Origin of the sequence: Cellulophaga lytica DSM 7489 (genome assembly GCF_000190595.1) — a bacterium.
GTDB lineage: Bacteria > Bacteroidota > Bacteroidia > Flavobacteriales > Flavobacteriaceae > Cellulophaga > Cellulophaga lytica.
Genome location: NC_015167.1, coordinates 1,715,751 through 1,731,152, shown reverse-complemented (window position 1 = coordinate 1,731,152; position 15,402 = coordinate 1,715,751). Strand labels below are relative to the sequence as shown.

General features: G+C 32.8%; 10 protein-coding genes. 6 read left to right on the top strand and 4 right to left on the bottom strand.

Going from position 1 to position 15,402, the window contains the following annotated elements:
* Positions 1–14 precede the first annotated feature (14 nt).
* Both hemC and hemA read right to left on the bottom strand, forming a co-directional pair.
* Positions 15–1,592: a hydroxymethylbilane synthase gene (gene hemC / locus CELLY_RS07775; RefSeq protein WP_013621117.1), complete on the bottom strand. Its 1,578-nt coding sequence runs from the start codon at positions 1,590–1,592 to the stop codon at positions 15–17.
* Positions 1,589–2,848 (bottom strand): glutamyl-tRNA reductase, encoded by a 1,260-nt coding sequence (gene hemA, locus CELLY_RS07770; protein WP_013621116.1) that lies wholly within the window; start codon positions 2,846–2,848, stop codon positions 1,589–1,591. Before hemA ends, hemC begins: the two co-directional genes overlap by 4 nt.
* A 206-nt stretch (positions 2,849–3,054) precedes the next feature.
* Here hemA and CELLY_RS07765 point away from each other — a divergent pair, with 206 nt between their 5' ends.
* On the top strand, positions 3,055–3,945 hold the full coding sequence (locus CELLY_RS07765) for a helix-turn-helix domain-containing protein (protein WP_013621115.1): 891 nt from the start codon (positions 3,055–3,057) through the stop codon (positions 3,943–3,945).
* Between the two features lies 1 nt (position 3,946).
* Here CELLY_RS07765 and CELLY_RS07760 read toward each other — a convergent pair whose 3' ends face one another.
* Positions 3,947–4,792, bottom strand: coding sequence for an N-acetylmuramoyl-L-alanine amidase-like domain-containing protein (locus CELLY_RS07760; RefSeq protein WP_013621114.1), 846 nt, complete (start codon positions 4,790–4,792; stop codon positions 3,947–3,949).
* Between the two features lie 22 nt (positions 4,793–4,814).
* Complete coding sequence (locus CELLY_RS07755; protein ID WP_013621113.1) at positions 4,815–8,324, bottom strand: TraB/GumN family protein; 3,510 nt, start codon at positions 8,322–8,324, stop codon at positions 4,815–4,817.
* A gap of 216 nt (positions 8,325–8,540) precedes the next feature.
* On the opposite strand from CELLY_RS07755, the gene hemH reads away from it, so the two are divergent.
* The 5 genes from hemH (at position 8,541) to CELLY_RS07730 (ending at position 15,312) form a co-directional block, all read left to right on the top strand.
* Positions 8,541–9,572, top strand: a complete 1,032-nt coding sequence (hemH, locus tag CELLY_RS07750) for a ferrochelatase (protein ID WP_013621112.1) — start codon at positions 8,541–8,543, stop codon at positions 9,570–9,572.
* A 16-nt stretch (positions 9,573–9,588) separates the two neighbouring features.
* Positions 9,589–10,140 carry a CopD family protein gene (locus CELLY_RS07745; protein ID WP_013621111.1) on the top strand — a complete coding sequence of 184 codons (552 nt, stop codon included), beginning with the start codon at positions 9,589–9,591 and terminating at the stop codon, positions 10,138–10,140.
* Between the two features lie 95 nt (positions 10,141–10,235).
* Complete coding sequence (locus CELLY_RS07740; protein ID WP_042256804.1) at positions 10,236–13,370, top strand: VPS10 domain-containing protein; 3,135 nt, start codon at positions 10,236–10,238, stop codon at positions 13,368–13,370.
* Positions 13,371–13,397: 27 nt separating this feature from the next.
* Positions 13,398–14,876: a ComEC/Rec2 family competence protein gene (locus CELLY_RS07735; RefSeq protein WP_013621109.1), complete on the top strand. Its 1,479-nt coding sequence runs from the start codon at positions 13,398–13,400 to the stop codon at positions 14,874–14,876.
* A gap of 55 nt (positions 14,877–14,931) precedes the next feature.
* Complete coding sequence (locus CELLY_RS07730; protein ID WP_013621108.1) at positions 14,932–15,312, top strand: VOC family protein; 381 nt, start codon at positions 14,932–14,934, stop codon at positions 15,310–15,312.
* Positions 15,313–15,402 lie beyond the last annotated feature (90 nt).

Below are 15,402 nucleotides of genomic sequence, written 5' to 3'. Positions count from 1 at the left end.
ACAAAAGCTAAAAACTATTTATAATGCTCGTTTACTAAATCTATAACACTTTCTACAGTTGGTAGTTTTGCTACTCTAACATCTGCAAAATGTTTTTTTGCCTCTGCTGCTGTTGTATCTCCTATACAAAAAGCAATTGCATTGGCTTTATTTTCTTTTAAAAAGCTTTCTATACCAGACGGACTGTAAAACAATACAGCCTCTACAGTGCTTGGCACCTTTTTGGCATCAAACTTTGTTTGGTAAGCTTCTATTTCATTAACTTTAATATCATTTTTTTCTAAAATAGAAGGCATATCATCTAACCTTAAATTACCAGAAAAATAGGTTATTTCTTTTACCGCTAAATTAGCTACTAAATACTCTGCTAATTCTTTTGCTCTTTTTTCAAAATGTGCAACCGGACCAATATTGTTTTTTATAAAACGTCTGGTTTTACGACCTACACAGTAAATATTATTAAACTGAAGCTCTGACCCTGCGTAATTAGTTAGTACAGATTCTACTGCATTTTTACTAGTAAAAACTACATTTTCAATCTCTTTTTTAAATACTCTTGGTGGTATTCTGTTAGAACTAATTTTTATAAAATCACTACTTTCTGCAGCAATACCATTTGCTAACCTATCTTTTTGGTCATTAGTTAACAATTTGGTAGAAAAAACAGTGGTTTCTTTATTAGCACTGTGTAAACCTTCCATAATATACTTACCACCACGTTCTAAAACGTGTTCTGCAGCTTCTATTGCCAAGTTATTATGATCGCCTAATTTTACAAGTCTGTCTACCTCTATTTTCTTAGTTCCATCTGGACTTAGTAATACGGCTCTAAAAATTACTTGTTCGCTTTTTATGTATGCCAAAGCACCAATTGGAGCAGTACAACCACCCTCTAACCTATTTAAAAAAGTACGTTCTATTGTTGTACAAATTTCAGTTTCTCTATGGTTTATTTCTTCACAAATAGCTAAAATTTCTTCTTCGTCTTCTTTTGCTGTAACCATTATTGCACCTTGTCCTGGCGCAGGAATCATCCAATCTAAATTAACAGCTTCCTCTGGTCGTAAATTTAATCTACCAATACCAGCGGCAGCAAATATTGCTCCGTTCCATGTTTCAGAATCTTCTAATTTTTGCAAACGTGTATTTACATTACCACGTATATCTTCTACCTTATGAGTTGGGTAACGGTTTAGCCATTGTGCTTTACGGCGCAAACTACTGGTAGCAATAACACCATCACGGGCACCTAAAAACTCTTCGTTATTTTTATATACCAAAGTGTCTTTAACATTACCACGTTCTAAAACAGCTGCTTGTACAATACCTTTAGGCAAAACAGTTGGCACATCTTTTAAAGAGTGTACTGCAATATCTATTTCTCCTTTAAGCATTGCTATATCTAGGGTTCTAGTAAAAATACCCGTAATACCAAGCTCGTACAAAGGTTTATCTAACTCTAAATCTCCTGCAGATTTAACAGCTACTATTTTAGTTTTAAATCCTAGGGTTTCTAATTCTGACTTAACTCTGTTTGCCTGATACAATGCAAGTTCACTATCTCTGGTACCAATGCGTATTATTTTGCTCATTTTGTTGTATTCACTTCTAATTGAAAAACTTTCTGTATTAAGTCTAAACTATTGTTAGCGTCTGTATTTTCATCTTTTAAGTGATTGGCAAACTGCTTTGTAATTTTCTGTATAATACGGTCTGTTATAATATCTGCCTCTTCTAAGTTAAAGTTAGCAGCCTTTTTGCTATGAAAATCTAGCTCTTCTTCTTTAATAGTATTTAGCTTTTGCTTTAATGCCTTAATTACCGGAGCAAATTTGCGGGTCTCTAACCACTTTATAAACTCGGTTTTAATTTCATCATTAATGGCTTCTGCTTGTGGTATAAACTGCTTTCTTTTTTCTAAAGTTTCATCAGTCATTTGAGATAAATGATCTAAATGAATAAGCGACACATTATCTAACTCCTCTACATTATCTGCCACATTTTTAGGTATAGAAAGATCTAAAATTAATAGTGGTTTTTTTGTATAAATTAACTCTTTAGAAATGGTTGGTTGTGCAGCACCAGTGGCAACTATTAATACATCTGTATTTCTAATTTCTGCCTGTAAATCTCCATAATCTTTAACCACCAAATTAAACTTACCAGCAACTTTCTCTGCCTTGTCTTTAGTTCTATTAATTAAAGTAATGTGTGAGTTTTGTGTGTGTTTTATTAAGTTTTCACACGTATTACGCCCTATTTTACCTGTTCCAAAAAGTAAAATATTCTTTTCTGATATATTAGGTACGTTTTTAATAATGTATTGTACAGATGCAAAAGCTACAGATGTTGCTCCGCTAGATATTTCTGTTTCGTTTTTAATACGCTTACTTGCCTGTATAACCGCATTACATAAGCGCTCTATAAAAGGGTTTGCTAAATTGTGTTTTTTAGAACGAACAAAACTTTGCTTAAGCTGACTTATAATTTCAAAATCTCCTAGAATTTGACTGTCTAAACCTGTACCAACTTTAAATAAATGGCTAATAGCATCGTTATTTTTATATACATATGCTACTTCCTGAAACTCTTCTACAGTACCAGAAGCATTATCACACAACAATTTTATTAATTGAAATGGATGCTTTGCAAAACCATGCAATTCTGTTCTGTTACAAGTAGAGGTTACCAACAAACCATCTATACCTTCTTCTGCCGCCTCTACTAGCAATGTGTTCATTGCTTTTTCATCTAAACTAAATTTGCCTCTTACTACTGCATCTGCCTTTTCATAATTAAGACCTATGGTGTAAAAGGAACTATGTTTAGAAATATGATAATTCTTCATTGGGAATTTTTCAAATCGGTTACAAAAATAATTCTAGCATTAGAATAAAAATAACGCTAGAAGAACAATAAGTATCGATTACCGCTTTTTAATCTCTTATTTACACTAAAAAGAGGCTAAATGCTTATATTTGTTATGGTAACAATGAATAGCTCTTTTCTATTTAGAAAGTTTCTAAATAGAGTGAAACTGTAACAAAATTTAAAATGGAAGTAAAAAATACCGCTCAAGGTTCATTTGAAGAAGTACTAATTGAAGATGGTTTTTATGTACTTAAAATACAAAACGATAGTATTGAAAATCAAAAAGTTGAACGTGAAATAGACAGCTCTTTCATACAGTTTCATTACTGCTTAAAAGGCAACGGAAAGTTTATTTTTAATGACAGTAGCTATGCTTTAGAGGTTTCTGAAGAAAACTCTCTTTTACTTTACAATACACAAAAAGATTTGCCACTAAACCTAGAGTTAAGCCCTAACTCTTGGATGGTATCTGTGGTAATGACAATTCGTAAATTTCATTCATTATTTTCTAAAGAAGCAGATTACATTCCGTTTTTAAGTTCAGATTTTCAAGATAAAAAATACTACTCACAGGAAAATGTGAGTCCGGCTACAGCAATAGTTCTAAGTCAGATTATGAATTACAATCTGCACTCTTCTATAAAAAGCCTATACATAAAAGGCAAAGTTTATGAGCTTATTGCTTTGTATTTTAACAAAAGTGAAGATGCAGATATTGAGCAATGTCCTTTTTTGGTTGATGAAGATAATGTACAACGAATTAGAAAAGCCAAAGAAATTATTATTGCTAGAATGGCAGAACCACCAACATTAGCAGAATTGTCTGATGAAATTGGCTTGTCTTTAAAAAAGCTAAAAGAAGGTTTTAAACAAATTTATGGCGACTCTGTATATAGTTTTTTGTTTGAGCACAAAATGGATTACGCACGTAAAATGCTAGAAACCGGCCAACATAATGTTAACGAAGTTGGCTTAAAAGTAGGTTACAGTACTGCAAGCCATTTTATAGCTGCTTTTAAAAAGAAATATGGCACAACACCAAAAAAATATTTAATGTCTTTAACTAACGGCTAATTTAAATTGGTCTTGCAACCATAATACCAATGTTACTTTTTATGTTTTTAAGGTAATCTACTAATGGCATTTTTGTAATCTCTACTTCCATAGATCCTGTAGAGGCATGCAACATATGTATACGCCCATCTTCTGCACGTATAGCAATACCTGTATGCGTAACATCTAAACCATTAATAGAGGTTGCTAGCGCAATAATATCTCCAGATTGTATTAGGTGTTCGTTAGCTGCAATATCTTCTTGTGACAATACACAAAACTCTTTCTGTTTAAGTGCAACTTCTGTTTTTAATATGGTGTTATAATTTGCATCATCTTTTAAAAATGGATATAAATCTCTGTGTGTACCCATAAAGTTAATTTCCTTTTTAACAATTTTACCACCAATTTTATTGGTAATATTTTTTACCAATCCCTTAGTTTCATTGTTAGAAATCCACTCTGTAAAATAATGTAACCTAGACCCATAACCATCTAAATTACCATCTCTGTATCTAATTTTTTTTAAGGTCGAAGTAAATGAAGGAAAATACAAACTATCTGCTCTAGAGATTAACCCAAAAGCAAGTACATTCTCTACAAAAGTGGTACAGTCTAAACCCTGAAGATTAACCACTAAAGATTCTTTTTCTCCTATTTCTAATGTTTTTGCAACATATGGTATTTTTAAAAATGTTTTACCAATAGCAATTAAAGAGTCGCCAAAAGTAGTTGCCTTACTCACTAATTTTATTTCATTAATTTTATTAGCAAAAGCCACGCTATCTTTAGGAGAACACGTAATATGTTGTGCATTACAAAATACACAACCTGCAAGTATAAATATTAAAAAAAATTGTTTTTTCATAGCTAGTAAAAGTAACTAAAGTTTAGTAATTGTAATACCCAAATTGCGTATTGTATGCATTAGGCCTGTATACTGCTGCACGTTTTCTATCCTTTAAAATAAACTCTTCTGTAACCATATCTATAACCTCATCCTGACTATAAACATCTTCAAAATTTCTTCCTTTATTTTGATAAAAAGGTTGTACACCAATTTCATTGCTTTTTGGATAAACTATAAGGTATATTTTTTCAGTTTCATCATAACTAGTTTTTTGTGTAAACTTGTAATAATACCCAACATAATTAGTGCCCTTGTACATCAAATCTTTCTGATTAATAAAATCTACCGTATACTTATTTCTATTGTACTTGTTACGTAGGTAAATTAAACTCTCTCCCAAGCTTTCTTGTGTGTAATAATCTTTAGGAAATACTTGTAATTTTTTAGCAACTTTAAGCTTATCAAAAAGTAATTTTCTGCTTGCAGGTTTGGCTGCTAAAGAATCTAAAATACCATTTGGTATAGATGAATTAGACCTAGCTAACAAAGCTACATAGGTTGTTTTAACGGCAGCGTCATTACTTAACAATAGTTTTGTATAAAACCATTGCACTTCTTTTTCTTTACGAAAAGGAAAAAGTAGTATTGTATAATCTTCTAACGTGTTATAAGTAAAATTTCTTGAGCCAAATACACCACTAATACCATTTACCTTGTCCTTGCCTAAATGTCTTTTAAGCTGAATTTTAGCATCATTTAAAATTTGCTTTTTATATTTTTTATAGGCGCCAACTTTTATGTGAGAATGCAATTGCAAACGTGCTAAAATTGAAAATATAGGCGCCTTGTATTCTTCTATTGCACTATACTCTAAAATTTTAGGAAACAGTTGTTTTGCTAAAGGCAAACTATCTAAATACGGTTTAAATATGGTGTTAATTTCATAACTATTACCCACCAAAGGCAAATCTTTAGACATTAGGTCTAACAATGTTTTTACAGATGCCTCATTGGCTTTAGCCGCTACTGCTTGTAATATTTTAGTTTGGGCGCTAGAGTTGTTATAAGAGTCTTCGTAAAAAGTAGTAAAAAACGGCACAACCCTGTTACTTTTTAGTTTGCCCATTTGCTGTATTAAATGAGATTGTATTTTCTTTTGACTGTCATTAAAATCAAACTTAGTTACATAATGTACTAAAGAATCTAAGTGTTTAGGTTCAAAATTTATAAAACGATATCCATTAAGAGCAATACTATCATTTTCACGCAGAGCTTTAAAAAACAAAGGTGTTTTATCTTCTAAAAACGATTTACCAATAACAGTATCTACAGGGGTAAAATTATTAATAAATGTTGTCACATATTTGCTAGATTTTTGAGTGGTGTCTACAACTGCCTTAATCTCATACAACAAACCATCTTTAGATATGTTTCTAACAAAAATACCTCTTGTACTTGCGGTATCTGTTAAAATTAAATTTAACTGCTCATAGCCCTCTGGGGTTGTAGATTGTTGTTCTTTATGAATTAAAAAGCTCTTTTTCTTGTATATTTTTTTACGCAATGTCCAAAGAGAGTCTACACTTGGTAACATTAAAAAATCATGTGCCTTGTTTACAGAAACACTAACCATTTCTCCGTTATTATTTTGGTAGATATTGGTTTTGGTATACGGGTTGTATTCTTTGGGCTTTTTTCTACCATTATTAAAACTGTAGTTATTTACCGAAAAATTAGGTGGCTTAACCGTAGATTTTGTGGTAAAGTACAACGCAGTATCCTTTACAAAAGTAAACTCCTTTTTATAAGTTGGACTCTTTAACTCTAAAGAATTAAAATAGGTGTTTGCTACGGTAGAATCTGTGCTAACCGTGCCTAGCAAATAATAGTTTATGCCGTTTACAACAGATTTTAAAAATAATTTTTTACCAGAAACAGAATCTAAAACTGCGCTAGAAACAAGTGATTTATTTTTAGTGTCTTTATACTTAGGTTTAATTTTTAGTTGCTGGTAAAATCGTTTTTGAATTTGCTTAAGCTCAAACGTATCTTCTTCAATAAAACGTAGATCGTTTTGTACTACTCTTTTAAGAAAAAAGTAATCGTCTGTAGCCTCATCTACACCTTGCACCAAACGACTTCCCAACCTATATTTATTAGGAAAAATGTAATTAGATGGCATTTCCACAGAAAAATCTTTAAATCCGGATGTAACTTTTGCCTTTTTTAAAACATCTTTTTTTAACTTAATGGTATTAAAAATAGTATCTGAGTATTGTTGCACATAAGTACCTTCACCACCCATTTTAAAAATGATAATTTCTAAAGGTGTAATGTAAATTTGGTAGCGTTGGTGATCACCATTTTTAAGTAAGTTTTTAATTTCAAAAAACGGAACACCGTCTTTTTCTAGCATATTTTTCTCTAAAATTTTACCCGGAATATTCTCAAAAAGCAACTCGTCAATTTTTTTAAAATCAAAAGTTCTATCGTCTTTTAAATACGAGAAAGTAGGTATACGAGTTATCATTACATAACTACCGTTAGCAAGGTCTGGCACTATATAACTGGTTACATTACTATCTGTAACAGCATACATTTTATTAGGCAACATTAAAGAAAAAGCCTCATCATCTGGCGTTTGCTCCTTATAATTATTTTGCCTAAAAGTTTTAACTATTTTTTCTTTTAATTGTCTGCCTTTAAATCCAGACTTAGAGGTTAACGGCTTTACGGTATATCCTTTGCTACGCAACAAAGAAATTACACCATTATCTCCAGGTAAATGAGCCGCACCAATACCAGTAAAAACCTTATTAGTTTTTAATAATGTATCTAACTTATTAACCATATTCTGGTTGCGTATATACAGCATATTTTTTAAATAATGATTGGTATACATACCAGAGTCTAAGGAGTCTATTAAATTTATATTACGCTCTCTGTAAGCATCTTGCAATAAAAAATCCATTCCTTTTTGCTGCATTTTTTTTAGCAGCCAATCGTCTGGTTTGTCTTTCATTGCATTTAAATTTGCCCTACCCACTAAAATTGTAGATTCATTTAAATCTTCTAATGCAACTATTTTTTTGTTAAACTTTTGTCCTGCTTGGTATATAAACATATCTAAATATGTTTCCTCCTCAAAATCTTGAGCAAAAGAGCTGGTTCTGTACAACAATCCATTTAAAATACGATCTTCAAAAGCAAGGTAAGATCCCACCTGCTCTACTTCAGGATTCATCATCATAAATGAACTTGCGTAAAATCCCTTAGGAACGTAATTGTAACGTATGGCATTTTGAGAAATATCTTCTTCTAACCACGTAGCTGGGTCCGACTCTAATGCAACTACATCACTTTTTAATAACGATTCGTAAAAAACATCATCTAACCTAAACGCCACTTTTTTACTTACATGCATTGTTCCGTACAAATAAGAAGTTTGTTTTAATCCGTTACCAGAAATCTCCCAAAGCAAACTGTTTTTTTCTTGTGCATTACCAAAACAAAGAAATAACAGTAAAACAGAACAAATAAGAAAGCGCATAAATAGTATTTTTATAAAATAACAACGTATAATTTAGTTGTAAGTTGCATTAAATATAATTATCGCAAAAAAAATACACACTAATTAACGTTACATTATGAAGATAGTAAACTTTTAAAAATGATTATAACTATTAAAGAATAAGTATAAATTATAACCAAAAGTGTTAAAGTTGAGCAACAAGCCTTATTTTTGCATTTCTAAAAAGATACAGTTGTGAAAGGAGTTTTATTAGTAAATTTAGGATCACCAGATAGTCCAACACCTAAAGATGTTAAGCCATATTTAGATGAGTTTTTAATGGATGAAAGGGTTATAGATGTACCTAATTGGTTACGTAATATTATTGTACGTGGTATTATTTTACGTACCAGACCTAAAAAATCTGCTGAAGCATATAAAAAAATATGGTGGGAAGAAGGTTCGCCACTTGTTGTAATTTCAGAACGTTTTACAGACAAGGTAAAAGAACACACCAAAATGCCTGTTGCTTTGGGTATGCGTTACGGTAGTATGACTATTAAAAACGGATTGCAAGAGCTTAAAGATAAGGGCGTAGATGAAGTTTTATTAGTTCCTCTATATCCGCAGTACGCAATGTCTTCTTTTGAAACCGTTGTGGTTAAAACAATGGAAGAAAAAGAGCAGCATTTTCCTGAAATGAAAATAACTACGCTACAAGCTTTTTATAAGAATGAAGATTATTTAAAAGTACTATCTAACAGTATAGCAAAGAGCTTAGAAGGTTTTAATTATGATCATATATTGTTCTCTTACCACGGTATTCCAGAACGTCACATAAAAAAATCAGATCCAACTAAGTTTCATTGTAAAATAGATGGTTCTTGCTGCGCTACCAACTCTGTAGCTCACAATACATGTTACCGTCACCAATGTTATGAAACTACAAAAAGAGTTACAGCTCTTTTAGGCATACCAGAAGATAAAATAAGTGTATCATTTCAATCTCGTTTACCAAACGACCCTTGGTTAAAACCGTATACAGATTTTGAGTTTGAACGTTTTCCTAAAGAAGGTAAAAAGAATTTAGCTGTAATTACACCAGCATTTGTTGCAGACTGTTTAGAGACTTTAGAAGAAATTGCTATGGAAGGTAAAGAGCAATTTACAGAAGCTGGCGGTGTAGAGTACAAACATATACCTTGTTTAAACACAGATGAAAACTGGGTTGCTGTAATGGCAGACTGGGTAAATAACTGGGAAAAAGATGGTAGCTTACCAAGCTAAATAAACTAGTGCACTAATGGAAGAATATTACCTGTATATAAAATCGCTTCACTTAATTTTTGTAATTACGTGGTTTGCTGGTTTATTTTATATACCAAGGTTATTTATTTACCATATTGAAGCCAGTTTTAAACCTTCACCAGAAAAAGAAATATTAACAACACAGTTTAAATTAATGACCAAGCGTTTGTGGTACATTATTACTTGGCCATCTGCAATTTTGGCTGTGTTATTTGCCCTATTGCTACTTATAATTAACCCATCATTTTTACAACTGCCTTGGATGCACGTAAAACTTGGGTTTGTTTTTTTACTTATTTTATATCATTTAAAAAATCATCAAATAGTTAACCAATTACAAAAAAACCAAATAAAGTACAGCTCTAAATTTATGCGTATTTGGAATGAAGCTTCTACGCTTATTCTTTTTTCTGTGGTGTTTTTAGTTATTGTAAGAAATGCTATTAACTGGGTTTACGGTGTACTTGGCATTTTTACTTTGGCACTACTTTTAATGCTAGGTATTAAATTATACAAGCGCATTAGAAGTAAAAATCCTAATGCATAAATTGTACTACCAACACAAACCACTAGTGCATTAATTTCTTTGGTTATTAGTTTTTTTCGCTATTTTTAGAGAGACTAATTACAACCAAGAACATTATGAAACTCAATCACCTAAAAAACAGCACGTTTTTGTTGCTGCTTTTATGCATTTCTCAAATTTCTTTTGCTCAAAAAAGAAAACAAAAATCTACAACAGACCAATACCCAGAAGCTTTATATAGCAGTATGCAATACCGCTTAATTGGACCCTTTAGAGGTGGCAGATCTGCGGCAGTAACTGGCGTACCCAACAAACCTAACTTATTTTACTTTGGAGCTACTGGTGGTGGCGTTTGGAAAACCGAAGATGGCGGAAGAAGCTGGGGTAATATTTCTGATGGCTTTTTTGGCGGTAGTATTGGCGCTATAGAAGTTGCACAAAGCGATCCTAATATTATTTATGTTGGTGGTGGAGAAAAAACACTACGTGGTAATGTTTCATCTGGTTATGGAATATGGAAAACTGAAGATGGTGGTAAAACTTGGACCTCTGCTGGCTTAAGTAAAAGCAGACACATACCACGTATAAAAATTCACCCTAAAAACCCTAACATTATTTACGCTGCAGTTTTGGGTAACATATACAAGCCTACAGAAGAACGTGGTGTTTATAAAAGTACAGATGGCGGTAAAACGTGGCGTAAAACACTATTTGTTAATAGCAGTGCAGGCGCTGTAGATTTAACGTTAGACCCAAACAATCCTCGTGTTTTATATGCATCTACGTGGCGCGCAAAAAGAACACCTTATAGTTTAAGCAGTGGCGGAGACGGTTCTGCTTTATGGAAAAGTACAGATAGTGGAGAAACTTGGACAGAAATCTCTAAAAACGAAGGTTTTCCTAAAGATACATTGGGGATTATTGGCGTTACTGTTTCGCCTAAAAACTCAGAACGTGTATGGGCAATTGTAGAAAACAAAGAAAAAGGCGGCCTATACCGTAGTGATGATGGCGGTAAAAAATGGACGCAAGTAAACCAAGAACGTAAATTACGTCAACGTGCTTGGTACTATACACGTTTGTATGCAGACACAGAAGATGTTAATACTGTATACGTACTTAACGTGCAATACCACAAATCTACAGATGGCGGTAAAACGTTTAGCACATTTAATGCACCACACGGAGACCATCATGATTTATGGATAGCTCCAGAAAATCCAAAGAGAATGATTATTGGTGATGATGGTGGCGCGCAAATTACCTATGATGGTGGCGATACTTGGAGCACTTACAACAACCAACCTACAGCACAATTTTACAGAGTAACTACAGACAATGCATTTCCGTACAGAATTTATGCTGCACAGCAAGACAATTCTACCATACGTATAAACCACAGAAGTGATGGGCGTTCTATTAGTGATAATGACTGGGAGGAAACCGCAGGTGGCGAGTCGGCACATATTGCTGTAGACCCAACAAATAATGACATTGTATACGGTGGTAGTTATGGCGGATTTTTAACTAGAAAAAACCATAAAACAGGTACAACAAGAGCTATAAACGTATGGCCAGACAATCCTATGGGATATGGTGCAGATGGGATGAAATACCGTTTTCAATGGAACTTTCCTATACTATTTAGCAAACACAACCCTAAAAAACTATACACCTTCTCTAACCACGTACATGTTACAGAAAATGAAGGTCAGTCTTGGAAATTATTAAGTGATGATTTAACTCGTAATGACCCTAGCAAACTAGTTTCTAGTGGCGGACCAATTACACAAGACAATACAAGTGTAGAGTACTATTGCACCATTTTTGCAGCTAATGAGAGTCCGCTTAAAGAAGGTTTACTTTGGGTTGGTAGTGATGATGGCTTGGTGCACGTATCTAAAAACGGTGGCGAAACTTGGGAGAATGTTACACCTAAAAATATGCCCCAATGGTCTATGGTAAATAGCATAGAACCTTCTGCTTTTAATGAAGGTACGTGCTATGTAGCTGCTACAAAATACAAGTTGGGCGACTTTGCACCTTACTTATACAAGACTACAGATTACGGACAAACCTGGACAAAAATAACAAACGGTATAAACAATGAGCACTTTACACGTGTAGTGCGCGAGGATCCTAAACAAAAAGGATTGTTATACGCTGGTACGGAAACAGGAATGTATATTTCTTTTAACGATGGTGCTAGCTGGAAACCTTTTCAGTTAAACCTACCAATTGTACCAATAACAGATTTAACAATTAAAAACAACAATTTAATTGTTGCTACACAAGGTAGAAGTTTATGGATTTTAGATGATTTGTCTGTATTGCATCAATTAGATGAAAATACAAAAAATGCAACATCAATATTATACAAACCAAAAGATACTTATAGAACAAAAGGCGGTAGCAGTAGCAGACCATCTAAATTAGCCGGAAGCAACCACCCAAACGGTGTAATTACGCATTTTTATATTAACAAACTAGAAGAAAACGATAACGTTAAACTAATCTATTTTAATAAAAAAGGAGATACTTTAGCTACGTTTAGCAATAAGGCCAAAGAAAAAAACAAGAAATTAAAAGTTAAAAAAGGAGGCAACACCTTTGTGTGGGACACGCGCGGAAAGGGAGCCGAGAAACTTAAAGGTATGATTTTTTGGTGGGCTAGTTTTAACGGACCAAAAGCAGTACCTGGAGATTACAACGTACAATTGGTGGTTAATGGCGCTACACAAAGTAAAGACTTTACCATTGTGCCAGACCCAAGAGCAGAAGCTAGCATTGCAGATATGCAAAAGCAGTACAATTTTATAACAGAGGTAAATGAAACGGTAAACAAAGCACATACTTCTATTAAAAAAATGCGAAAAATTACAGCACAACTTTCTGCTTTTGAAAAACAATATAAAGATACTGAAGCAACAAAAGAACTGGTAGAAAAAGCCAAAACAATGCGAGAAAAGCTAGAGAATATAGAAAAAGAGCTGTATCAAACTAAAAACAGAAGTAATCAAGATCCGCTTAACTTTCCTATAAAATTAACCAACAAATTAGCGCATATAAACAGTTTAATTGGTTTGGATGATTTTCCGCCAACAGACCAAGATATTGCCGTTAAAAATGAACTAACAGCAAAAATTAACACACAACTAACTGCTTTTAATAAGGTGTTAGATGATGAAATAACCGCTTTTAATACTGCCTTTAACAACCTAAAGTTAAATTATTTATTTGTTGAAGAGTAGGCATATGTAACCCTAAATAATGTTCTAATGACACATCTATCAGAAGACGCGTACAACATAGGATCCTATAAAAGAAAATATGCGTTTGCAGAATACCCTTCTGTAAAAATTTACAAATCTTCTGATGGTAGGTCTTGGGGCAATCATCTTTTATTTGGTGATTATATAAAAATTTTAGATACCAAAATTGTAAATAATAGAGTATTTGCCAGAAGCAGAAATACCAATGGTTGGGTAAAAGTAGATGAACTTAGAAAAGAAAGGTTATTAGAGGTTAACTTTGTAGATATTGGCCAAGGAGACGGTTGCCATATTGTTACTCCAAATGATAAACACATACTTATAGATGCCGGAAAAACGGATAATATGAACCGGTATTTATCATGGCGTTTTAATTTGTATGACCGTAAATCTCCCTTATCTTTTCCGTTCACAACAATTATTAGTCATTCTGATGCTGACCACTACCAAGGTTTTGGGTATGTTTTTGACAATGATAAAATAAAAATAGACACTATTTACCATAATGGTTTAGTAGAACGCCCTGGTGCTAACAGATTAGGCACTAAAAAAGATGGATATTATACAAATGTAATAACAACTACAGCGCAAATGCTGCACTTAATTACAGACGCTAAAAACAGAAAAGGTGCAGGTTCTACCTATTGTAAAACACTGTACAAAGTATTAAAACATAACCCTAATGTTAGTTTTAAAGCGTTAGACATTAGCGCTAATTATTTGCCCAATTATAGTAAAGAAAGCACTGTAAATAATACTAAAAACTCAATAAAAATATTAGGGCCAATTACTAAAAAAATTGAGGGTAAAGATGCACTAAAAAGTATTAACAATTTAGGAAAAGATAAAAACGGACACTCTGTTATTTTAAAGTACGAGTTTGGTAAGTCTAAAATTCTTTTAGGAGGAGATGTTAACACAGAGTTTGGCCAAATACTACAAGATTATTACAAAAATAATGCTCAGTTACATGAATTACAAGTAGATGTAGCCAAGGCTTGCCACCATGGCAGCAATCATTTTCATTATGGCTTTATACAAGCAATAAATTCTAGTGCCACAGTAATATCTTCTGGTGATGATGAAAGTTATGCTCATCCAAGGCCAGATACTATTGGTGCGTTAGGCAAATGTGGTTATGGAGAAAAACCACTTATTTTCTCTACCGAATTGGCTAGGTCTACAAAAGAAATAACGTATATTAAACTACAAGGTATTTCTAAAATGTTTGAAGACTTAAAAATCATAAAAAAGAACTATAAAGAAGAAACCGAAGAAGCGCAAAAAAAGAAGTTTTTAAAAAGTATAAAAAAAATTAATAAAGAAATAAACTCGTTTTTAACCAAATACGGAATGATTAACCTTAGAACAGATGGTGAGCGTATGATAATTGCCCAAAAACTAGAGCGTAATGCAGGACATAGCAAATGGGACATACACAAACTAAAGTATTCTAAAACTACAAAAAGGTTTGAGCAAGAATAGTATTTTTACGTGTTAAACCTTATTTAAAAACAAGCCTTATTTAAACCAAAAAACAATGAACCTAAACCAGGTAACTGTACCCTCTTTAGATTTAACAAAGTCTATACCGTTTTATGAAAAATTAGGGCTAAAACTAATTGTAAAAGCATTACCGCATTACGCAAGGTTTGTGTGTCCAGATGGCAACTCAACTTTTTCTGTTCACCAGACAAAAGAATTGCCAAAAGGAGAAGGTATTTATGTTTATTTTGAGTGCAAAAACCTTGACGAGCAAGTGAATGCTATACAACAAAACGGAATTAATTTTGACCTACTACCAACAGACCAAAGTTGGATGTGGAGAGAAGCCAGGCTAAAAGATGTAGATGGAAACCAACTGATATTATTTTATGCTGGTGAAAACAGACTAAACCCACCTTGGAGAATAGAAAACTAAATTACAATTTATACAAGCCTCTTTTTAGAGGCTTTTTTATTACACTAGCACCAAAATATAAGTTTAGTAATACAACTATATATCACTTGG

Coding starts and splice junctions, on each gene's coding strand:
- hemC (WP_013621117.1), bottom strand. CDS start 1,592: ATGAGCAAAATAATACGCATTGGTACCAGAGATAGTGAACTTGCATTG.
- hemA (WP_013621116.1), bottom strand. CDS start 2,848: ATGAAGAATTATCATATTTCTAAACATAGTTCCTTTTACACCATAGGT.
- CELLY_RS07765 (WP_013621115.1), top strand. CDS start 3,055: ATGGAAGTAAAAAATACCGCTCAAGGTTCATTTGAAGAAGTACTAATT.
- CELLY_RS07760 (WP_013621114.1), bottom strand. CDS start 4,792: ATGAAAAAACAATTTTTTTTAATATTTATACTTGCAGGTTGTGTATTT.
- CELLY_RS07755 (WP_013621113.1), bottom strand. CDS start 8,324: ATGCGCTTTCTTATTTGTTCTGTTTTACTGTTATTTCTTTGTTTTGGT.
- CELLY_RS07745 (WP_013621111.1), top strand. CDS start 9,589: ATGGAAGAATATTACCTGTATATAAAATCGCTTCACTTAATTTTTGTA.
- CELLY_RS07740 (WP_042256804.1), top strand. CDS start 10,236: ATGAAACTCAATCACCTAAAAAACAGCACGTTTTTGTTGCTGCTTTTA.
- CELLY_RS07735 (WP_013621109.1), top strand. CDS start 13,398: ATGACACATCTATCAGAAGACGCGTACAACATAGGATCCTATAAAAGA.
- CELLY_RS07730 (WP_013621108.1), top strand. CDS start 14,932: ATGAACCTAAACCAGGTAACTGTACCCTCTTTAGATTTAACAAAGTCT.